This is a genomic window from Piscicoccus intestinalis NBRC 104926 (genome assembly GCF_001515525.1).
Taxonomy (GTDB): Bacteria; Actinomycetota; Actinomycetes; order Actinomycetales; family Dermatophilaceae; genus Kineosphaera; species Kineosphaera intestinalis.
The window spans coordinates 59,071-79,827 of sequence record NZ_BCNQ01000006.1; the positions used below are offsets into that span (position 1 = coordinate 59,071).

Sequence of the window (20,757 nt, forward strand, 5' to 3'; positions counted from 1 at the left end):
CCGTCGCGGAGGTGGCGTCAGGCGGGCACGACCGCCCCGGCGTCGAGGAGGCGCCGCACGAGTCGGGTCGCGGTCCGGGGTTCGAGGCCGGTCGCGGCGGCGAGGTCGGTGGGCGTGACCGTCTCCCCGGCGAGCAGCGGGTCGAGACCGGGGGCTTCGGCGGCCGGCACCGTGAAGCGGCCGTTGCGACCGATGAGGCGCACGCCGCCGTCGTCGAGGTGAGCCGGGCGCAGCGCGAGGTGGCCGCGCAGCCGCACGCGGGTGGACTCGTCGAGGTCGCGGCTCGCGGCCAGCTGCGCGAACGGGCGCACGGGCGCGGGGCGCTGCCCGTCGGCGTGCTCCTGGGCGAGCCCGGCGGCGACCTCGTCGGTGTCGAGGTCGCGCAGCGCGGCCGTCACCGCCTCCCGCACGACGTCGACCTCGCCGGTCAAGGCGCCGGAGTCGGTGAAGTCCACGCCGAGCGGCAGTGATTCGCGCAACCGCTCGTCGGTCGCCAGGCGTTCGGCGACCACCGCGAGCACCTTCTCGGCCACGCTGTGCCGGGTCCATGCGGGGAGCCCGATCGTCAGGTGCCCGCTGACCCCGCCGAGCGCGGTCGCGGAGTGCAGGTAGCCGCGCGGCAGGTACAGGCAGTCGCCGGGGCGCAGCACGACGTCGAGGGTGGGCTCGCCCTGGGCGGCCTCCGTGATCGCGGCGGAGTGCAGGTGGTTGGGCTGGCTGCGCAGCGGCAGCGGGAAGACCGGGTCGTGGATGTGCCAGTGCTTCTCGCCCGCGAACTGCAGCACGAAGACGTCGTGCACGTCGTAGTGCGCGCCGAAGCCCTGCGACTGCGGAGGCGTGATGTACGCGTTGACCTGCACCGGGTGGCCGAGGTCGGCGGCCAGCTGCGCGGAGAACGTCGCGACCGGCTCCCACAGCCGGTGCAGCCCCTGCAGCACGACGGTGGCGCCGCGACCGACCTCGTCGTGGATGAGGTCGTCGCGGGCCTGGTCGGCGATCGCCGCGCCGATGCCCCCGGAGCCGGTGTAGGCCCGTTCGGGCAGCTCCTTGCCGTCCTTGACCAGCCGCAGGAACGGCGTGCGCAGCCCGCGGGCGCTGACGAGTTCGTCGACGGCGTCGAGGGAGAACAGGTCGGCGTACGACTGCGGGTCGTCGGAGCGGAGCAGCGGTTCACGGCCCCAGACGCTGTCGGCGAACGCCGTGGCGTCGCCGACGAGCCGGCTCAGCGCCGGCCGCTGCGACGAGGGCATCGCGGTTGTCGACGTCGCGGTGGTCGACGTCGCGGTGGTCGACGTCGCGGGTGCCGGTGCTGCGGTCTGCGTGCTCGTTGTCTCCACGACGGTCCGCTACCCGTCGCAGCGGCGATTACACCTGCTCACGAGCGGTCCGCGGGCCGTCGTCGCCGCATCGGTGGGCGGGTTCGACTCGCGCTCAGTCGGACAACTCCGGGAACCAGATCGCCAACTCGCGGGCGGCCGACTCCGGGGAGTCCGAGCCGTGCACGATGTTCTGCGTGGAGCCCTGCCCCCAATCGCGGCCGAGGTCGCCGCGGATGCTGCCGGGCGGGGCCTTCGTCGGGTCGGTGCTGCCGGCGAGCGAGCGGAACCCCTCGATGCAGCGCACTCCCTCGATGGCCACGGCCGCCACCGGCCCCGACGACATGAACTCCAGCAGCGAGTCGTAGAACGGCTTGCCCTCGTGCTCGGCGTAGTGCTTCGCGAGCCGATCGCGGTCCGGCGTGAGGATCTGCAACGCCACGAGCGTGTACCCCTTGGCCTCGATGCGGCGCAGCACCTCGCCGACCAGGCCCCGCTCGAATCCATCGGGCTTGACGAGGACGAGAGATCGTTCGGTCATCCCCGCAGCCTAGCCGCGCGGCGGGGGGCCGGCCGGTGGATCGGCCGAGCCCGCGGCGCCATCTGAGGAGGCCGAGGCGCGGGTGACGTAGGCGTGCGTGAGGTCGTCCATCCTGCGGCCCTGCACGAGGGCGACGACCCACAGGCTGCCGAAGATCGCGGTGACGATGAGCATCGCGGGCACGGCGACGGCGCTGGCCAGAGTGAGCAGCTGCACGAGCCAGCCGAGCAGGATGCCGAGCCGGGTGCGGGTCAGGGCGGCGGCGACGATGCACGCCGCGCCGAGGCCCAGGCCCACCCACAGGTAGGTGGCGGCGCGCTCGGGCTCGGTGACGCCGGCGAGCCCGCGGGCGGCGAACGCGCCGAGGATGACGACCGGCGCCTGCCCGCCGAGCACCGCCGCGCACAGCCGGCCGGTCACCTTCCGCGGCTCCGGCAGCAGCATCGGCCCGCGCAGGGGCCCGATGCCGTTGCCGGCGGCCCGCGACGGGCGACGGGGGCTCACGACTTCCCCAGCAGCATCCGCACCTCACCGGCGGTGAAGACGGAGCCGGTGGCGACCACTCCCCCGCCGACGCCGCCGTCGTCGGCCAGCTCGGCCGCGCGGTCCAGGGCGTCGGGCAGGTCGCGCACGACGTGCACGCGGTGGTCGCCGAAGTACTCGCGGGCCAGTGCGCCGAGCCGCTCGGGCTCCATGGCGCGCATCGACGTCGTGCGGGTGATGACGATCTCGTCGAAGACGGGCTCCAGCAGCTCGAGCATGCCCTCGACGTCCTTGTCGGCCATGCACGCGAACACCCCGACGGTGCGCGCGAACACGAACGAGTCGGCGAGCGCCGCCACGAGCGAGGCGATCCCGGCCGGGTTGTGGGCGGCGTCGACGAGCACCGTCGGGCTGCGCCGCACGATCTCCAGCCGTCCGGGCGACTCGACGGCCGCGAACGCCGCGCGGACGACCTCGAGGTCGAGCGGTTGCTCACCGCCTCCGACGAGGGCCTCGACGGCGGCGAGCGCGAGCAGCGCGTTGTGGGCCTGGTGTTCGCCGTGCAGCGGCAGGAACAGGTCGGGATAGTCGCCGGCGAGGCCTCGCAACGTGAGCACCTGCCCGCCGATCGCGACGTCACGGGCGAGCACGGCCAGCCCGCCCAGCCCGGTGCTCCCCTCGCCGCCGGCGATACCCTCGGTGACGTCCCAGGCGATCGAGGCGCCGACCTGCTCAGCCCGCTGCCGCAGCACCTCGGCCGCGCCGATCTCCTGGGCGGCGCTGACGACGATCGCGCCCGGCTTGATGATCCCGGACTTCTCCCCGGCGATGTCCTCGACCTCGGAGCCGAGGTAGCGCTCGTGGTCCAGCGCGATCGGGGTGATGACGGCGACGGCGCCGTCGGCGACGTTCGTCGCGTCCCAGACCCCGCCCATGCCGACCTCGACGACCGCGACGTCGACGGGGGCGTCGGCGAAGATCGCGTACCCCATCGCGACGAGCACCTCGAAGAACGAGAGCCGGCCGGTGCCCGCCTCCAGGGAACGCTGCTCGACGAGGGCCAGCAGCGGCGCGATCTCGTGGTAGGCCTCGACGAACCGGCGGGCCTCGACGAGCTCGCCGGACAGCACGATGCGTTCGCGGATGTCGTGCAGGTGCGGCGAGGTGAACCGGCCGGTGCGCAGGCCGAGTTCGAGCAGCAGCCGCTCGATCATGCGGGCCGTGCTCGTCTTGCCGTTGGTGCCGGTGATGTGCACCACCGGATAGGTGCGTTGCGGGTCGCCGAGCACCTCGAGCAGGGCTCGCACGCGGTCGGTGGTGGGATCGATGTCGTGCTCGGGCGCGCGCGAGACGATCTCTTCCTCGACCTCGCGCAGGCGGCGGCGTACGTCCAGATCCATGTGCTCCCTTGTCGATTCGCTGCCGCCGACGGCGCGCCCGGCGGGCGCGCGGACGGCTCAGCCCTGCTGGTCGGTGGGGTCGGGGTCGCGTCGGGTCCAGACGAGATCCGGCATGTCCGACTGCTTCTCGCGATGGTCGACGACGAACCCGTGGCCGCGCGTGAAGGCGGCCGCCGAAGCGTTGCCGTCGGCATACGAGAGGTACAGCGCCTGGTCGCCGTGCCGGTGGATGACCGCCTGCAGCAGCAGCCCCCCGATGCCGTGGCCCTGCCAGGCGGGCAGCACGTACAGCTTCCAGATGGTCTGGGCCCCCTCGTTCGGCCCGAAGGCCGCCATGCCGATGACATGGCGGTCGCCGCTACGGTCGTCGTCCTCGACCTCCGCGACGAGCGTGCGGCCGGCCCGGATCGCCGGGATGCAGGCATCCTTCGTCCACCACTTCGCGAGGAAGAGGTCGACGAGCTCGGGCGCATACAGGCCGGCGTGCGTCACGGGCCAGGTCTGTCGGCCGACGGCGACGACCGCGTCGAGGTCGTTGCCGTCCGCTTCCCGAACGACGATGCGCGGGTTCATGGGCGTCCTGAGTCGGCTGAAAGGTCGGCTGAAAGGTCGGCTGAAAGGTCGGCTGGCGAGTCGGATCGACGGCGTACCGACCCGGCTCGCGCTTGCGGGCCATTCTGCCCGACCGGATCCGGCCGCGCGGGCGTCACCGCTTGGTCACCACGACTCGAATCCGGCGCCCGTCACCGACGTTCGCCTGCGTGCCCTGCCCTTCCGGCAGCGCGTTCAGGTCGGCGGCGGCGCCGAACTGCTCCGCGAGCGTCTCGGTCATGATGAGCCGCTCGTGGGTCAGGCAGGCGCGCCAGATCTCCTCGTCCTGGGCGAGCACGGTGAGGCCGATGCGGTCGGAGACGTCGAGCCCGGCCTCCTTGCGCGCCTGCTGCACGGCCCGCACGACGTCGCGCGCGAGGCCCTCGGCGGCCAGCTCGGGGGTGACGTCGGTGTCGAGCACGACGAACCCGCCGCCGGGCAGGGTCGCGGTCGCGTGCCCGCCGGAGCCGGGCAGGGAGTCGTCGACGACGGTCTCCAGGGTGTACTCGCCGTCGAGCAGCTCGAAACCGCCCGCGACGACCGTGCCGTCGGCCGACACGTTCCAGTCGCCCGACTTCGCGGCCTTGATCGCGGCCTGCACCTGCCGGCCCAGGCGCGGGCCGGCGGCGCGCGCGTTGACGGTGAGCCGCTGGGAGACGCCGAACTCGGCCTCCGCGGCCCCGGACAGCTCGACGAGCCCAACGCTCTTGACGTTGAGCTCGTCGGCGACGATGCCGGTGAAGTCGGCCAGCGCGTCGGCCTCCGGTGCGACGACCGTCAGCCGCGCCAACGGCAGCCGCACCCGCAGGTTCTGCGCCTTGCGCAGGCTGGAGCCGACCGAGCAGATCTCCCGGGCGCGGTCCATGCGCTCGACGAGCTCGTGGTCGGCGGGCAGGTCGTCGGCGACCGGGTAGTCGGTGAGGTGCACCGAGCGGCCGCCGGTCAGGCCGCGCCAGATCTGCTCGGTGGTCAGCGGCAGCAGCGGGGCCGCGACCCGGCTCAGCACCTCGAGGGTGGTGTACAGGGTGTTGACCGCGTCGGTCACCGACTCGTTGTCGGCGCCGGTGTCCCAGAACCGGTCGCGGCTGCGCCGCACGTACCAGTTGGTCAGCACATCGAGGAACGTGCGTACGTCGTCGCAGGCCCCGGCGATGTCGTAGGCGTCGAGGTCGGCCGTGACGGCCTCGACGAGTTCGCGCAGCTTGGCGAGCAGGTAGCGGTCGAGCACGTCCTGGCTCGCGGTCGACCACTTCGCCTCGATGCCGTGGCCGGAGTCGGCGGCGTTGGCGTAGAGGCTGAAGAAGTACCACGTGTTCCACAGCGGCAGCAGCGCCTGACGCACGCCCTCGCGGATGCCTTGTTCGGTGACGATGAGGTTGCCGCCGCGCAGGATCGGGCTGGACATGAGGAACCAGCGCATCGCGTCGGCGCCGTCGCGGTCGAAGACCTCGGTGACGTCGGGGTAGTTGCGCAGGCTCTTGCTCATCTTCTGTCCGTCGTTGCCGAGCACGATGCCGTGGCTGACGCACGCCTCGAACGCGGGCCGGTCGAACAGGGCGGTGGCCAGGATGTGCAGCGTGTAGAACCAGCCGCGGGTCTGGCCGATGTACTCGACGATGAAGTCGGCCGGAAAGTGGTGCTCGAACCACGACGTGTTCTCGAACGGGTAGTGCACCTGGGCATAGCTCATCGAGCCGGAGTCGAACCACACGTCGAGCACGTCGTCGACGCGGCGCATCGTCGAGGAGCCGGTCGGATCGTCGGGGTTGGGCCGGGTCAGCTCGTCGATGAACGGGCGGTGCAGGTCGACGTTGCCCTCGCGGTCGCGGGGCAGCTGCCCGAAATCCTCTTCCAGCTGGGCCAGCGAGCCGTACACGTCGAGACGCGGGTACTCCGGGTTATCACTGCGCCAGACGGGAATCGGGCTTCCCCAGAAGCGGTTTCGGGAGATCGACCAATCCCTGGCGTTCTCCAGCCACTTGCCGAACTGGCCGTACTTGACGTGCTCGGGCACCCACGAGATCTCCTCGTTGGTGCGCAGCATGTCGTACTTGAACTTCGTCACCTCGACGAACCAGGAACTGACCGCCATGTACAGCAGCGGCTCGCGGCAGCGCCAGCAGTGCGGGTAGGCGTGGTCGTACGTCTCGCGCCGCAGGAGCACCGTGCCCGGCGTGACCGGGCCCGGGTCGGCGTCGCCGCCGAGGCCGTCGACGTAGGTGCGGGCCTTGAGGTGCTCGATGATGGGGGCGTTGGCGTCGAAGACGTGCATGCCGGCGTACTCGGTGACCGGGTAGATGAAGCGGCCGTCGGGGCCGACGGGCACCACGGTCTCCACGCCGACGGTGTCGAGGGCGGCCTTGTCGTCCTCACCGAAGCCGGGCGACATGTGCACGATGCCGGTGCCGTCCTCGGTGGTCACGAAGTCGGCGGCGATGACCTGGTGGGCGTTCGTGTAGCCCTCGTAGTAGCCGAACGGCGGCGTGTAGTGGTCGCCGACGAGGTCGGCGCCCTTGAGGCGGGCCACGACGTGCGGCTCGGGGTCGGCCTTGGCGCTGCCGAACAGGTCCTTCGCGTAGGCCGCCAGACGGCTCTGCGCGAGCAGGTAGCGCTCGGGCTTGCCGGAGGCCTCCGACTCCACGACGACGTAGTCGACGTCGGGGTGCACGGCGATGCCCATGTTCGAGGGCAGCGTCCACGGGGTCGTCGTCCAGATCAGCGCGAGCACACCTTCGTACTGGCCGTCGCGGAGGCGGTAGCCGACGGTGATCGCCGGATCCTGCCGGTTGCGGTAGATCTCGTCGTCCATCCGCAGCTCGTGGTTGCTCAGCGGCGTCTGGTCGTTCCAGCAGTACGGCAGGATGCGGAAACCCTCGTAGACGAGGCCCTTGTCGTACAGCGACTTGAAGGCCCACAGCACCGACTCCATGAAGGTGGGGTTGAGGGTGCGGTAGTCGTTCTCGAAGTCGACCCAGCGGGCCTGGCGGGTGACGTAGTCCTCCCACTCCTTGGTGTACTTCAGCACCGACTCCCGGCACTTGGCGTTGAACGCCTCGATGCCGACCTCGAGGATCTCCTCCTTGGTCTTGATGCCGAGCTGGGCCATGGCCTCGAGCTCGGCGGGCAGCCCGTGGGTGTCCCAGCCGAAGCGGCGCTCGACGCGCTTGCCGCGCATCGTCTGGTAGCGCGGCACGACGTCCTTGACGTAGCCGGTGAGCAGGTGACCGTAGTGCGGCAGGCCGTTGGCGAACGGCGGGCCGTCGTAGAAGACGAACTCGTTCTGCCCGTTCTCCCCCGCCGGTCGGGCCTCGACGGACGCGCGGAACGTGTCGTCGGCCTTCCAGTAGTCGAGCACGTCCTGCTCGATCTGCGGGAAGCGGGGGCTGGCGGGCACGCCGAACGCGGCGCCGGGCACACCGTTGCTCTGGGCGTCGGGCTGCTGCGAGGGCTGCGAAGACGCGGTGACCTTGGGATAGATCATCGAACCGGGTGCTCCTGTGTGCTCGTGACGATGTCGTTCATGCCGGGGTCACGAGGACGACCCGCCGTGCGGGCCGCGGTACCACCTCGCTTGCCGACGCCACACAACTGTGTGCCGTCGACCGCTCGTTCGGGGCTGTCACGGGCCCTCCCGTCCGGTTCTACTGAGCTGCTGCTAGGCGCGAGCCGTTCTTCCGGAGGCTCACCGGTGATGGCCGGGTCGATGCCTGTGCGCCCAACTCTACCCGCCGGCCGCAACACCCTTCTCCCCCCGCCCCGCCTCGGGCATCCGCGGTGCCACGCCCCTGCCCGCAAGACGGTGGGAGATTCTGCCGGACAGACGCGGCAGATCTACCACCGTATCCGGGGGGTCGGGCCGGCCGGCCAGACGCCGCCCGCCAAACGCACCACCGAGGCACTCGGCCACCGGACACGCAGCCAGGATCGCGGAATCACCCGTCACCAGTGCGCGCGGTTCGTGACAGTCTGGAGTCTCGCCCCGGCACGCCGACGTGAGGAGGGCGCGATGGCGCTCGACGAGATCTACCCGCAGGCCGACCCGAGCCGGTATCGCGTGCAGACCGAGGCGGACGGGCCCGCGGGCCGGCTCCCGCTCACCGGCGACGACCTGCGCACCCAGCCCAGCGGCAACCTCTTCGGCAAGACGATGAACGCGGGAATGGGCTGGAATCCCGACGAGCTGAACAACGACGAGTTCATGATCATCAGCACCCAGGGCGGGCTCCGCGCCGACGACGGACGGGCCGTGGCGCTCGGACTGCACACCGGCCACTACGAGCTGGGCCTGCTCGTGCGCGGCGCGGCCGAAGAGATCGCCGCCCGTGGCGGACTGCCCTACGCCACCTACGTCTCCGACCCGTGCGACGGCCGCACCCAGGGCACCGTCGGCATGTTCGACTCCCTGCCCTACCGCAACGACGCCGCGATCGTCATGCGCCGGCTCATCCGCTCGCTGCCCACCCGCTCCGGCACCCTCGGCATCGCCTCCTGCGACAAGGGACTGCCGGCCATGATGATGGCGCTCGCCTCGATGCGCGACGAGCCGACCGTGCTCATCCCCGGCGGCGTCACCCTGCTCGCCCGCGACGCCGAAGACCTCGGCACCGTGCAGACGATCGGCGTGCGCTACGCCAGCGGCGAGCTGTCGCTGGAGGACGCCGCGATCCTGGGCTGCAAGGCCTGCGCCTCCTCCGGCGGCGGCTGCCAGTTTCTCGGCACGGCCGCCACCTCCCAGGTCGTCGGCGAGGCCCTCGGCCTGGCGATCACCCACTCGGCGCTCGCGCCCTCCGGCCAGCCGCTGTGGCACGACCTCGCGCCCGCCTCCGCCCGGGCGCTGCTGGGCCTGCGCGCAGCCGGCCTGACGACCGCCGACATCATCACCGACGACGCCATCGAGAACGCGATGGTCGTGCACGCCGCGTTCGGCGGCTCGACGAACCTGCTGCTGCACCTCACCGCCATCGCCCACGCTGCGGGGCGCCGCATGCCGACCGTCGACGACTGGGCCCGGGTCAACGCCGCGGTGCCGCGCATCGTCAGCGTCACCCCGCTCGGCCCGGTGCACTACCCGACCGCGGTCGTCTTCCTCGCCGGCGGCGTGCCCGAGGCGATGCTGCGGCTGCGCCACCTCGGCCTCCTGCACGAGGACGCGCTGACCGTCACCGGCGCCACCCTCGGCGAGAACCTCGACTGGTGGGAGGCCAGCGAGCGGCGCACGCACACGCTGGAGCGGCTGCGCAAGACGAACCGGCTCGACTCGGGGCAGGTCATCATGACCCCGGAGACGGCCGCGCAACGCGGCATGACGTCCACGGTCACCTTCCCCCGCGGCAACATCGCCCCCGAGGGCTCGGTCGTGAAGTCGACGGCCATCGACGCCGGCGTCGTCGGCGCCGACGGGGTCTTCCGCCTCACCGGCCCCGCCCGGGTGTTCGCCACCGAGGTCGGCGCGATCGCCGCGATCAAGGCGGGGGCGATCGCCGCGGGCGACGTCATGGTCGTCGCCGGAGCCGGGCCACACGGCACCGGCATGGAGGAGACCTACCAACTCACCTCCGCCCTCAAGCGCCTCCCCTACGGCAAGCACGTCGCGCTCATCACCGACGCCCGCTTCTCCGGGGTCTCGACCGGAGCCTGTTTCGGTCACGTCGGCCCCGAGGCCCTCGCCGGCGGCCCGATCGGGCGGCTGCGCGACGGCGACCTCATCGAGATCGTCGTCGACACCGCGCGCCTGACCGGCTCCCTGAACTTCGTCGGCAGGCCCGACGCCCCGCTGACCCCGGAGGCGGGAGCCGGTGTGCTCGCGGCCCGAGATCCCTTCCCCGGCATGGGTCCCGATGCCGAGTTGCCCGACGACACCCGGCTGTGGGCCGCACTGCAGGACGCCAGCGGCGGCATCTGGCGCGGGTGCGTCTACGACGTCGACCGCATCATCGCGACCCTGGAGGCGGGCAAGGCCGCGCTGGCGGCCCGCGAGAGAATGTCCGAATGACCACCGACCTGACGCGAGCCCCCAGGCCGACCGTCCCCTGGATCGACGACCCGGATGTCAGGGCCGGCTACGGGGTCGACGCGAGCCTGGGCGCGACCGCCCCCGACGGCTTCGAGGTGGTGCGGGCCCGTGACGAGGCCGACGTCGTCGAGGTGCTGCGGTTCGCGGCGGCGACGAACACGCCGGTGGTGCCGCAGGGCGCGCGCACCGGGTTGACCGGGGCGGCGGCCGCCCGGCCCGGCGCCATCGTGCTCAACACGACCGGGCTCAACCGCGTCGTCGACGTCGATCCCGTGCAGGGCCTCGCGGTCGCCGGCCCCGGCGTCACGACGCAGGAGCTGAAGAAGGCGTGCGCGCAGGAGGGGCTGTTCTACCCGCCCGACCCGGCCTCGGCCGCGAGCTGCACGCTCGGCGGCAACGTCGCGACGAACGCCGGCGGGCTGTGCTGCGTGAAGTACGGCGTGACCGCCGACTACATCGCCGGCCTGCGGGTCGTGTTGCCCGGCGGCGAGGTCATGACGACCGGCCGTCGCACCGCAAAGAACAGTGTGGGTCCGGACTTCACCGGCCTGGTGGTCGGCTCCGAGGGCACGATCGGCGTCGTCACGCAGGTCGTCGCCACCGCGATCCCCGCGCCCGACCCGGCGCTCACCGCGGTCGGCATGTTCCCGAGCCTGGAGTCGGCGTCCGCGGCGATCATCGCGCTGCGTCGCGACCCGCACCCGCCGTGCCTGCTGGAGTTTCTCGACGAGCGCTCGATCGAGGCCATCCAGGGCCTGGCCGACTACGGCTTCCCGCAGGGCTGCGCGGCCGCGCTGCTCGTGCAGGCCGACCGACCCGGCCACGTCGCGCCGGACCTGGCCCGCTACGCGGAGCTGCTGTCGCAGGCCGGCGCCGACGAGGTGGCGGTCGCCGACACCGCCCAGGAGGCCGACGCGCTGCTGGCCGGGCGCCGCGCCCTGCACGCGGCGCTGGAGTCGACGGGCCCGCAGCTCATCGAGGACATGTGCGTGCCGATCCGGCAGCTGCCCCACCTCGTCACCCGCGGCCGCGAGATCGCCGCCGCGCGCGGCATCGCGGTGTCGATGTCGGGGCACGGCGGCGACGGCAACCTGCACCCCAGCCTCACCGTCGACCCGGCCGATCCCGAGGTCATGGACCGTGCCTGGCGCGTGTTCGGCGAGCTCGTCGACCTCACCCTCGAACTCGGCGGCACGATCTCCGGGGAACACGGCATCGGCACCCTCAAGGCCCCCTACCTGCGCCGCCAGCTCGGCGCGGCCCAGCTCGACCGGCTCCGCGCCGTCAAGGCCGTCTTCGACCCGGCCGGGCTGATGAACCCGGGCGTCTCCTACACGAGCCCGTAACGATCCGACTCGCCGAGACGCATCCGCGCGCGAACGCCCGCACGACCGCGCGATCATGAGCGGAGGGGATCGGTTCGCCGACCGTCGACAGTGTTGTCGCCGCGCAGCGAGCGCCGGCCCAGGGGCTGTACGGATGTGATTGACCTGCGGGTCGAAGGGGTGTCGTGTCGAGGTCTGACGACCGGCGCCGGGTGCTGCTCACCGGCGCGACCGGCAACTGGGGGCGGGCCACGCTGCGGGCGCTGCGCGAGCGGCCGGAGATCGCCGTGCGAGCGCTCGTGCTGCCCGCCGAGGCGGCTCCCGGCGCCCGCCTCCCGAGGTGAGGCCGCCGCGCTGCGCCGGGCCCGGGCACGCACCCTCGCGGCCTTCGCCGACATGGCGAACCTGCAGGTCGTCCGGGGCGACCTGACGAATCCGGCGGACGTGGCCCGCGCCGTCGAGGGCGTCGACCTCGTGCTGCATCTGGGCGCCCTCGTCTCGCCCCGTGCCGACGAGCACCCCGATCTCGCGTGGCGCACCAACGTCGGCGGCATGCGCCACCTCATCGACGCGATCCGCGCCCGGCCCGACCCGGGCGCGGTCACCCTCGTCGGAGTCGGGTCGGCCACCGAGACCGGCAACCGGCCCGAACCCGTGCACTGGGGCCGCGTCGGCGACCCGCTGCGCGTCTCGGCGTTCGACGAGTACGGGCAGACGAAGGTGGCGGCCGAGCGGCTCCTCGTCGACTCGGGCCTGCCTCGCTGGGTGTGGTTGCGGCAGACCGGGATCCTGCACCCCGGCGTGCTCACCGTGCGCGACCCGATCGTCACGCACACCCCGCTCGACGGCACCCTCGAAGGGGTCTCGGACGACGACTCGGCGCGGCTGCTCGTGGCGATCGCGGCGGGCCAGGCGCCGCCGCAGTTCTGGGGTCGGGTGTGGAACATCGGCGGCGGGCCGGGCTGGCGGCTGACGAACTGGCAGTTCCATCGGGCGGCGGCCCGCGCGCTCGGAGCCGGTGACCCGAGCGCCTGGTTCCAGCGCAACTGGTTCTCCACCGGCAACTTCCACGGGCACTGGTTCTCCGACTCCGACGATCTGGAGGCGGTCGTGCCGTTTCGGCGCGACTCCTTCGAGGACTTCCTGGCCGCCTCCGTCGCCAGCCTGCCTGGCCCGGCGCGGGCGGCCGGCCGGGTTCCCCCGTGGCTCATCAAACACGCGGTCATGGCCCCGCTCACCCGCCGTCCGCGCGGCACGATCCACGCGGTGCGGCACCGCGACGAGGCGGCGATCGCCGCGCACTTCGGCTCCCTGGAGGCGTGGCGGGCCATCGGCGACTGGTCGAGTTACGTGCCCGCGAGGCCGTCGCCGACCCCGCGGCTGCTCGACCACGGCTACGACGAGTCGGTGCCACCGGCCCGCTGGTCGACGCCGCTGTACCGGCAGGCCGCGGCCTTCCGCGGCGGGTCGCTGCTCGACGACCGCGCCCGGACCGGCGACATCGCCACCCCCCTGCGGTGGCGATGCGCGTACGGGCACGAGTTCCCCGGCTCCCCGCGGCTCGTGCTCGCCGCCGGCCACTGGTGCCCCGAGTGCGTGCGCCGCCCGACTCAATACGCGGCCCAGGCCGACCGCAACCCCTTCCTCGCCCAGGTCGAGCACGCCCAGGGCCCCTGACCACGCCCGCACCACCTCCGCGAAAGCTGCGTGCGTCGGGCGGTTTCGGCTACTCGGCGCGGCCTTCGTTGACGGTCTCGACCGACTCGTCGCCGAGCTGCAGCAGGGTGCCGGCCTTGCGGTCGCGCAGGTAGTCGCGCATCTCCTGCTTGATGACCGGCAGCAGAAGCCCGACGCCGAGCAGGTTGACGAACGCGCAGACGAACAGGAACGAGTCGGCGAAGTCGAGCACCGCGCCGAGGGTGAGCACGGCGCCGATCGTCGTGAAGAACAGGTAGATGATCTTGAAGACGAGGTCACCGACCCGGGTGCGCCCGAACAGGTACCGCCACGCCTGCTGGCTGTAGTACGCCCACGTGATGACCGTCGAGAACGCGAAGAGGAAGACGCACAGCGCGAGCACGATGTCCCAGCGCGGCAGGAAGGTGTCGAACGCGGCCGCCGTGATCGTCACGCCCGCCGGGGCGTCCGGGGACTGCCGGGCGTCGATCCAGGCCTGCGGCTGGGCGATGACGATCGTCAGCGCCGTCATCGTGCAGATGACGACGGTGTCGATGAACGGCTCCCACAGCGCGACGAACCCCTCGGAGACGGGCCGGCGGGTCTTCACCGCGGAGTGCGCGATCGGGGCGGAACCCAGGCCGGCCTCGTTGGAGAAGGCCGCGCGCCGGAAACCCTGGATGATGACGCCGATCATGCCGCCGGTGACGCCCTCGGGGGTGAAGGCGCCGGTGAGGATCTGCCCCAACGCGTCCGGCACGTGGCCGATGTTGATGAGGATGACCGCGAGGCACGAGAGCACGTAGATGATCGCCATGGCCGGCACGAGCTTGCTCGTCACGCGGCCGATGGACTTGACGCCGCCGATGATGACGAGGCCGACGCCGAGGGCGAGCAGGAGGCCGAAGATGAGGGCGCCGCCGTCGGAGGCCAGGATGCTGTCGTCGCCGCCGCTGGCGTCGCGGACGATCTGGTAGGTCTGGTTCGACTGGAACATGTTGCCGCCGGCGCCGCCGAAGAACAGGATCGCGATGGCGAACAGGCCGGTCAGGGCCTTGGAGATCACCGAGCCGAAACGCTCGAACGCGACCGGCAGGTAGTGGAACGCGCCGCCGTGCACGGTGCCGTCGGGGCCGATGCGCCGGTAGCGCACACCGAGGGTGCACTCCGCGAACTTCGTCGCCATGCCGAGCAGGCCGGCGAGGATCATCCAGAACGTCGCGCCCGGGCCGCCGAGGGTGACCGCGACGGCGACCCCCGCGATGTTGCCGAGCCCGACAGTGCCGGAGACAGCCGACGTGAGGGCCTGGAAGTGGTGATCTCACCGGGGTCGTTCGGGCTGGAGTAGCGGCCCCGGAGGACCTCGTAGGCCACCTTGAGCCCGCGGAACTGGATGAATCCGAAGTAGAAGGTGATGAAGACGGCCCAGCCGATGAGCCACACCAGCACGAACGGGATCTCGTTGCCGCCGGGCAGCGGAATCGGGACGAAGATGATCTTCGCGGCCCACTCCGAGACGGGCTGGAAGCCGGAGTTGATCACCTGCTCGATGTTTGCGATCCATGCACTCTCGGCACCCTCGTCCGCGGCGGCCAGAGCCGAGACGGCGGGTAGCGCGGCGGTCGCCGCGAAAGATGTTGTTGACAGCACCATGGGCATTAAGGAAGCCGACAGTCCCGCCGATCACAACACATCAGCGCCCGACGTGATCGATTCGTGACGGCCAATAACGCTGTGCAAATCAGCCCACATCCGCGAAAAACGCCTGTGGCGTAGCGGAACTGCGGTTCGCGCCGCAGCCCTCGCCACGCCGGGCATTCCAGGTCGTTCGCGCCCGTGGACCGCCCGTGGACCGGTCGTTACGAGCGGCGGCGCCCCAGGAGCGCGTCGAGGCTGAACCGCCCGGGGCCGGTGACGGCGAACGTCAGGGCCGCGAGGGCGATGACGGCGACGAGCTCCCAGCCGCCATCGGCGGCGAACAGCCCCTGGCCCATGTGCACGAACCAGAACGCGCCGGCCATGACGCCCGCGACGAGGAGCCCGACGAGCGGGGTGAGCAGCCCGAGCACGAGCAGCAGGCCGCCGAGGGTCTCGACGCCGGCGGCGAATCCGGCCGAAACGAGCGGCAGCGGCACACCGCCCTGCTCGAAGCCGGCCGCGGTGCCCGCGATGCCGTTGGTCAGCAACTTCTGCAGGCCGTGCGCGATGAGGATGACGCCCAACAGCACGCGGGCGCCGAGCAGCACGAGGTCGCGCACCGCCACGGGCAGCCGGGGCGCGGCCGGGTCCACGGGCGCGGTCGGTTGCGACGGACGGGTGTCGGTGGACGTTGAAACAGACTGGCTCACAGCAGAACTCCAATTAGTTGATGCGTCACTGACAGTTCAAAGGTAGGCAATTCGCACCGGCTCCGGCAACTCGACACGGCGTGGACGCCGCAGGTTATGACCACGATTCGCGACATTGCGAGACGAGCCCGCGATCAGCGCGCGACGCACCGGATACGAGCCGCGACCCAGCCGGAGGCGGCCCCGCCCGACCGCGCGGCCGCGCGTGGAGACGCGCCGCGCGCGTCTGGGAGAATGCACGCCATGAATTCCCCGCTGTCCGCAACATCGCAGGCGCCCGCCGAGGACGCCGCCTCCGGGAACACCCCGGCGACCTCGACCACCACGGTGACGGTGCCCGACCGCCCGAGCGTCGACGGCCTGGAGGACAAGTGGGCGGCGGTATGGGAAGCGCAGGGCACGTACCGCTTCGACCGCGAGCGCGCGCTGGGCCTGCCGCGCGAGCGGGTGTACTCGATCGACACTCCCCCGCCCACCGCCAGCGGCAGCCTGCACGTGGGGCACGTGTTCAGCTACACGCACACCGACTGCCTGGCCCGCTACCAGCGGATGACCGGCAAGGAGGTGTTCTACCCGATGGGCTGGGACGACAACGGCCTGCCCACCGAGAAGCGCGTGCAGAACTTCTACGGGGTGCGCGGCGACGCCCACCTGCCGTACGTCGAGAACTACACGCCGCGCTACCACGGCGACATGCCCGCCAAGGACGTCAAGGACGCCTCCAAGCAGGAGGCGATCAGCCGCGCGAACTTCGTCGAGCTGTGCGACGAGCGCACGGTGCAGGACGAGAAGACGTTCGAAGCGCTGTGGCGCCGCCTCGGCCTGTCCGTGGACTGGACGCAGACCTACCGCACGATCGACCGGCGCTGCCAGGCCGTCTCCCAGAAGGCGTTTCTCGACCACCTCGCCGCGGGCAACGCCTACCAGTCGGAGGCGCCGGGGCTGTGGGACGTCACCTACCAGACCGCGGTCGCGCAGGCCGAGCTCGAGGCGCGCGACTACCCCGGGCACTACCATCGGGTCGCGTTCCACGCCCCCGACGGGGAGCCGGTCTACATCGAGACGACGCGCCCCGAGCTGCTGCCCAGTTGCGTGGCGCTGATCGCGCACCCCGACGACGAGCGTTACCAGGGATTGTTCGGATCCACCGTCACCTCACCGGTGTTCGGCGTCGAACTGCCGGTGCTTGCGCACCCCGAGGCCGAGATGGACAAGGGCGCGGGCATCGCGATGTGCTGCACGTTCGGTGACCTCACCGACGTCACGTGGTGGCGCGAGCTGCAGCTGCCGACGCGTTCGCTCGTCACGCGCAACGGGCGCCTGGCGGCCGAGACTCCCGAGTGGCTCACCGACTCCGGGGCGCGCGAGTTCTACGCCGAGCAGGTCTCGGGCGCAACAACCTTCACCGCCCGCAAGAACATCGTGCAGAAGCTGCGGGAGACCGGCGACCTGGCCGGGGAGCCCACGCCCACGCAGCGCAAGACGAACTTCTACGAGCGCGGCGACAAGCCGCTGGAGATCGTCACGAGCCGGCAGTGGTACATCCGCAACGGCGGCCGCGACGAGGACCTGCGGGAGGCGCTCATCGAGCGCGGCCGGCAGATCGCGTTCCACCCCGACTTCATGCGGGTGCGCTACGAGAACTGGGTGGGCGGCCTCAACGGCGACTGGCTCATCAGCCGGCAGCGCTTCTTCGGCATCCCGATCCCGGTCTGGTACCCGATCGACGAGCACGGCGAGCCGCGCTTCGGCGAGCCGATGGTGCCCGACGCCGCGAGCCTGCCGATCGACCCGTTCACCGACGTGCCGCCCGGGTTCACGCCCGAGCAGCGCGACGCCCCAGGCGGATTCACCGGCGACCCCGACGTCATGGACACGTGGGCCACCTCGTCGCTGACCCCGCAGATCACGACCGGCTGGCCCGCCGCCGACACCGGCGACCCCCAGCTGTTCGAGCACCTGTTCCCGATGGACGTGCGCCCGCAGGGGCAGGACATCATCCGCACGTGGCTGTTCAGCACCGTCGTGCGCGCCCACCACGAGAACGACACGGTGCCCTGGCGCCACGCGGCGATCAGCGGCTGGATCCTCGACCCCGACCGCAAGAAGATGAGCAAGTCCAAGGGCAACGCCGAGACCCCCGAGGGCATGCTGCAGCAGCACGGCTCGGACGCGGTGCGGTACTGGGCGTGCTCGGCGCGCCTGGGCACCGACGCCGCCTTCGACACCGGCCAGATGAAGGTCGGCCGCCGCCTGGCGATCAAGGTGCTCAACGCGAGCAAGTTCGCCCTCGGTTTCGGGGAGCCGGAGACGCCCGGGGCTCTCGCGGCGGCCGTCACCCACCCGCTCGACCGGGCGATGCTCGCGCGGCTCACGCAGGTCGTGTCGCGGGCGAGCGCGGGCTTCGAGGCGTACGACCACACCCGGGCGCTGGAAGACACCGAGTCGTTCTTCTGGACGTTCTGCGACGACTACATCGAGCTCGTCAAGGACCGCGCGCACGGGGGGCGCACCGCCGAGGGCGCCGCGTCGGCCCGGGCCGCGCTGCGGATCGCGCTCGATGTGCTGCTGCGGCTGCTCGCGCCGTTCCTGCCGTACGCGACCGAGGAGGTGTGGAGCTGGTGGCACACCGGCTCCGTGCACCGGGCGGCCTGGCCGAGCGCCGACGAGCCCGACCTGGGCGCCTTCGCCGGCGACGACCCGGCCACCCTGGAGGCGGTGAGCCAGGTGCTGATCGGCGTGCGCCGCGCGAAGTCCGACGCCAAGCTCGGCATGCGGGCCGGCGTGTCGTCGGTGACGTTCGCCGGCCCGGCCGACGCGCTGGAGCGGCTGCGCGCAGCAGCCGACGACCTCGCCGCGGCCGGGCGCATCGAGTCGGTGAGCTACGCCGACGCCGAGCGCCTGCAGGTCCGCGACGCGGAGCTGGTCCCGCCTCCCCCGCGCGCCTGACCCCACCCCACAACCCCCAACGACGCTGAGAACTGCGTGTCGTGGTGAGAACTGCGGTTCGTGCCGCAGTTGCGAGCACGACACGCAGTTCTCGGCGTCGTTGCCGAGCAGCAGGGAGTTCGCATGAGTGAGGGCCGCATTCTCGATCGACTCCGCAGTGAGCCGGGCGCGGCGCTGCTGCTCGTCGCGGTGACGGTGTTCGCGCTGCTGTGGGCGAATTCCCCGTTCTCACACTCCTACGAGCAGCTGTGGGAGACCCACCTGGCCGTGACACTGGGCGGCTGGGGCCTCGACCTGAGCCTGCACCACTGGGTCAACGACGGCCTCATGGTGATCTTCTTCTTCGTCGTCGGCCTCGAGGTGCGCCAGGAGCTCGCGGTCGGGTCGCTGCGCGAGCGGCGCCGGGCGCTCGTGCCGCTCGTCGCCGGGGCGCTCGGGGTCGCCGTGCCCGCGGTCATCTACCTGGCGATCGCCGGCGGCGAGGCCCCGGCCGGCTGGGGCGCGGTCGTCGGCACCGACACCGCGTTCCTCCTCGGCGCCCTCGCGCTCGTCGGGCCCGCGATGTCGAATCAGCTGCGGATCTTCCTGCTCACCCTCACGGTCGTCGACGACTTTCTCGCCGTCTCGATCATCGGCGTGTTCTACAGCGACGACGTGCGCGTCTGGCCGCTGGTCGTCGCCCTCGGCACGCTGGTGCTCCTCTACCTGCTGGGCCGCACCCGGCAGTGGCGCAGTTCCCCGTACGTGGCGCTGGTCGTCGTGTTGTGGCTGGCGACGCTGGAGGCGGGCATCCACCCCTCGATCGCCGGCATGGCGGCGGGCCTGCTCGTGCCGGCGTTCGCGACCCATCGCGGTAGCGTCGAGGAGGCGCGGTCGCGGTTCCGGGACTTCTGGCAGTCGCCGGAGGCCGATGTCGCCCGCAGCGCGAGTCGTGGTCTCGCGCAGTCGATCTCCATCAACGAGCGGTTGCACGTGAGCCTGCGCGGCCCGTCCTCGCTGGTCATCGTGCCGATCTTCGCCCTCGCGAACGCCGGGGTCGATCTGCGCGGCGACACCCTCGCGGTGGCGGCCGGTTCGAGCGTCACGTGGGGCGTCATCGCGGGACTCGTGCTCGGCAAGCTGATCGGCATCTGTCTCGGCACGTGGGCGGCGATCCGCCTCGGGTTGGGGCGGCTGCCCGACGGGGTCGGGCCCGGCTCCATCGCGGGCGGCGCGGCGCTGTCGGGCATCGGCTTCACGGTCTCGCTGCTGGTCATCGGGCTGGCGTTCACCGACGCCGAGCACGCCGACTCCGCCACGGTCGGTGTGCTCGTGGCGATGGTGCTCGCGTGGCTGCTCGGCTGGGGCATCTTCTACCTGGCCCGGGTGCGCTGGGGTGAGACGTCGGCGGACCTGCCGGTCACGCTGACTCCCCCGGTGGAGCCCGAGTTCGACCACGTCTTCGGGCCGCCGCAGGCCGAGTGCACGGTCGTCGAGTACTTCGACTACGAGTGCCCGTTCTGCTCGCGCACGACCGGCATCGGCACAGACCTGCTCGACCACTTCGGCGACCGGGTGCGCTTCGTGGCCCGCCACCTGCCGCTGCCCGACGTGCACCCGAACGCCTACCGGGCCGCGACGGTGGCGGAGGCGGCGGCGCGGCAGGGCCGGTTCTGGGAGATGCACCTCGCGCTCTTCGACCACCAGCACGAGCTCGGCGAGGAGCTGTACCGCAGGCTCGCCGCGCAGCTGGGCCTGGACCTGCAGCGGTTCGAGGAGGACCTCGCCGACGAGAGCCTGCTCGAGATCGTGCAGGCCCACCGGCGCAGCGCCCTGGACAGCGGCGCCCGCGGCACCCCGACGTTCTTCCTCAACGGCTCGCGCCACATCGGCCCGCGCGACGCGCGCACGATCATCGCCGCGATGGACACCCGGGTGGAGGTCGCCGACGAACGCCCGACGCGCCGCCGCTCCTGAGGCGGCCACGCCGACCGGCCCTGCCGAGATCGGCGCCCCGGCGCTACCGGCGATCGCCGCGATCGACGCTATCGACTCGGCGGCAACTCCTCGCGGGCGAGCGCGCCGGCCGGCAGGTCGCCGAGCACCCGGCTGGGCCACCAGGCGGGCAGCTCCCG

General features: G+C 72.0%; 15 protein-coding genes. 6 read left to right on the forward strand and 9 right to left on the reverse strand.

What is annotated here, in order from left to right:
- Nucleotides 1-17: 17 nt before the first annotated feature.
- The 6 genes from PINTE_RS02515 to ileS all read right to left on the reverse strand — a co-directional run bounded on the left by PINTE_RS02515 (nucleotide 18) and on the right by ileS (nucleotide 7,812).
- Nucleotides 18-1,250, reverse strand: a complete 1,233-nt coding sequence (locus PINTE_RS02515) for a cupin domain-containing protein (protein ID WP_068425766.1) — start codon at nucleotides 1,248-1,250, stop codon at nucleotides 18-20.
- A gap of 181 nt (nucleotides 1,251-1,431) precedes the next feature.
- Nucleotides 1,432-1,857 (reverse strand): nucleoside-diphosphate kinase, encoded by a 426-nt coding sequence (gene ndk / locus PINTE_RS02520; RefSeq protein ID WP_068425767.1) that lies wholly within the window; start codon nucleotides 1,855-1,857, stop codon nucleotides 1,432-1,434.
- Nucleotides 1,858-1,866: 9 nt separating this feature from the next.
- On the reverse strand, nucleotides 1,867-2,361 hold the full coding sequence (locus tag PINTE_RS02525) for a DUF4233 domain-containing protein (RefSeq protein WP_245642757.1): 495 nt from the start codon (nucleotides 2,359-2,361) through the stop codon (nucleotides 1,867-1,869).
- A complete protein-coding gene (locus PINTE_RS02530) occupies nucleotides 2,358-3,740 on the reverse strand; it encodes a bifunctional folylpolyglutamate synthase/dihydrofolate synthase (protein ID WP_068425770.1) in 1,383 nt (460 codons plus the stop codon). The genes PINTE_RS02525 and PINTE_RS02530 overlap by 4 nt, the downstream gene beginning before the upstream one ends.
- A gap of 57 nt (nucleotides 3,741-3,797) precedes the next feature.
- On the reverse strand, nucleotides 3,798-4,313 hold the full coding sequence (locus PINTE_RS02535) for a GNAT family N-acetyltransferase (protein ID WP_068425773.1): 516 nt from the start codon (nucleotides 4,311-4,313) through the stop codon (nucleotides 3,798-3,800).
- Between the two features lie 133 nt (nucleotides 4,314-4,446).
- Nucleotides 4,447-7,812, reverse strand: a complete 3,366-nt coding sequence (gene ileS, locus PINTE_RS02540) for an isoleucine--tRNA ligase (protein WP_068425777.1) — start codon at nucleotides 7,810-7,812, stop codon at nucleotides 4,447-4,449.
- A 525-nt stretch (nucleotides 7,813-8,337) separates the two neighbouring features.
- Between ileS and PINTE_RS02545 the strand changes: the two genes are divergently transcribed.
- The 4 genes from PINTE_RS02545 to PINTE_RS02555 all read left to right on the forward strand — a co-directional run bounded on the left by PINTE_RS02545 (nucleotide 8,338) and on the right by PINTE_RS02555 (nucleotide 13,346).
- The gene (locus PINTE_RS02545) at nucleotides 8,338-10,323 is read left to right on the forward strand and encodes a YjhG/YagF family D-xylonate dehydratase (RefSeq protein WP_068425780.1); all 1,986 of its coding nucleotides are present in this window, start codon (nucleotides 8,338-8,340) and stop codon (nucleotides 10,321-10,323) included.
- Nucleotides 10,320-11,690, forward strand: coding sequence for an FAD-binding oxidoreductase (locus PINTE_RS02550; RefSeq protein ID WP_068425783.1), 1,371 nt, complete (start codon nucleotides 10,320-10,322; stop codon nucleotides 11,688-11,690). Before PINTE_RS02545 ends, PINTE_RS02550 begins: the two co-directional genes overlap by 4 nt.
- A gap of 164 nt (nucleotides 11,691-11,854) precedes the next feature.
- Complete coding sequence (locus PINTE_RS24120; protein ID WP_245642758.1) at nucleotides 11,855-12,013, forward strand: hypothetical protein; 159 nt, start codon at nucleotides 11,855-11,857, stop codon at nucleotides 12,011-12,013.
- Nucleotides 12,014-12,065: 52 nt separating this feature from the next.
- A complete protein-coding gene (locus tag PINTE_RS02555; RefSeq protein ID WP_245642759.1) occupies nucleotides 12,066-13,346 on the forward strand; it encodes an NAD-dependent epimerase/dehydratase family protein in 1,281 nt (426 codons plus the stop codon).
- Nucleotides 13,347-13,395: 49 nt separating this feature from the next.
- On the opposite strand, the gene PINTE_RS02560 is transcribed toward PINTE_RS02555, so the two are convergent.
- The 3 genes from PINTE_RS02560 to PINTE_RS02565 form a co-directional block, all read right to left on the reverse strand.
- Nucleotides 13,396-14,610 carry an alanine/glycine:cation symporter family protein gene (locus PINTE_RS02560; protein WP_306304839.1) on the reverse strand — a complete coding sequence of 405 codons (1,215 nt, stop codon included), beginning with the start codon at nucleotides 14,608-14,610 and terminating at the stop codon, nucleotides 13,396-13,398.
- Nucleotides 14,553-15,005 (reverse strand): hypothetical protein, encoded by a 453-nt coding sequence (locus tag PINTE_RS24865; protein WP_306304838.1) that lies wholly within the window; start codon nucleotides 15,003-15,005, stop codon nucleotides 14,553-14,555. Before PINTE_RS24865 ends, PINTE_RS02560 begins: the two co-directional genes overlap by 58 nt.
- A gap of 200 nt (nucleotides 15,006-15,205) precedes the next feature.
- Nucleotides 15,206-15,637 (reverse strand): DoxX family protein, encoded by a 432-nt coding sequence (locus PINTE_RS02565; RefSeq protein WP_245642760.1) that lies wholly within the window; start codon nucleotides 15,635-15,637, stop codon nucleotides 15,206-15,208.
- Between the two features lie 300 nt (nucleotides 15,638-15,937).
- Here PINTE_RS02565 and valS point away from each other — a divergent pair, with 300 nt between their 5' ends.
- Nucleotides 15,938-18,643, forward strand: a complete 2,706-nt coding sequence (valS, locus tag PINTE_RS02570) for a valine--tRNA ligase (protein WP_084343140.1) — start codon at nucleotides 15,938-15,940, stop codon at nucleotides 18,641-18,643.
- 123 nt (nucleotides 18,644-18,766) lie between these two features.
- Nucleotides 18,767-20,599 carry a Na+/H+ antiporter NhaA gene (gene nhaA, locus PINTE_RS02575; RefSeq protein ID WP_068425786.1) on the forward strand — a complete coding sequence of 611 codons (1,833 nt, stop codon included), beginning with the start codon at nucleotides 18,767-18,769 and terminating at the stop codon, nucleotides 20,597-20,599.
- Nucleotides 20,600-20,757: the final 158 nt, after the last annotated feature.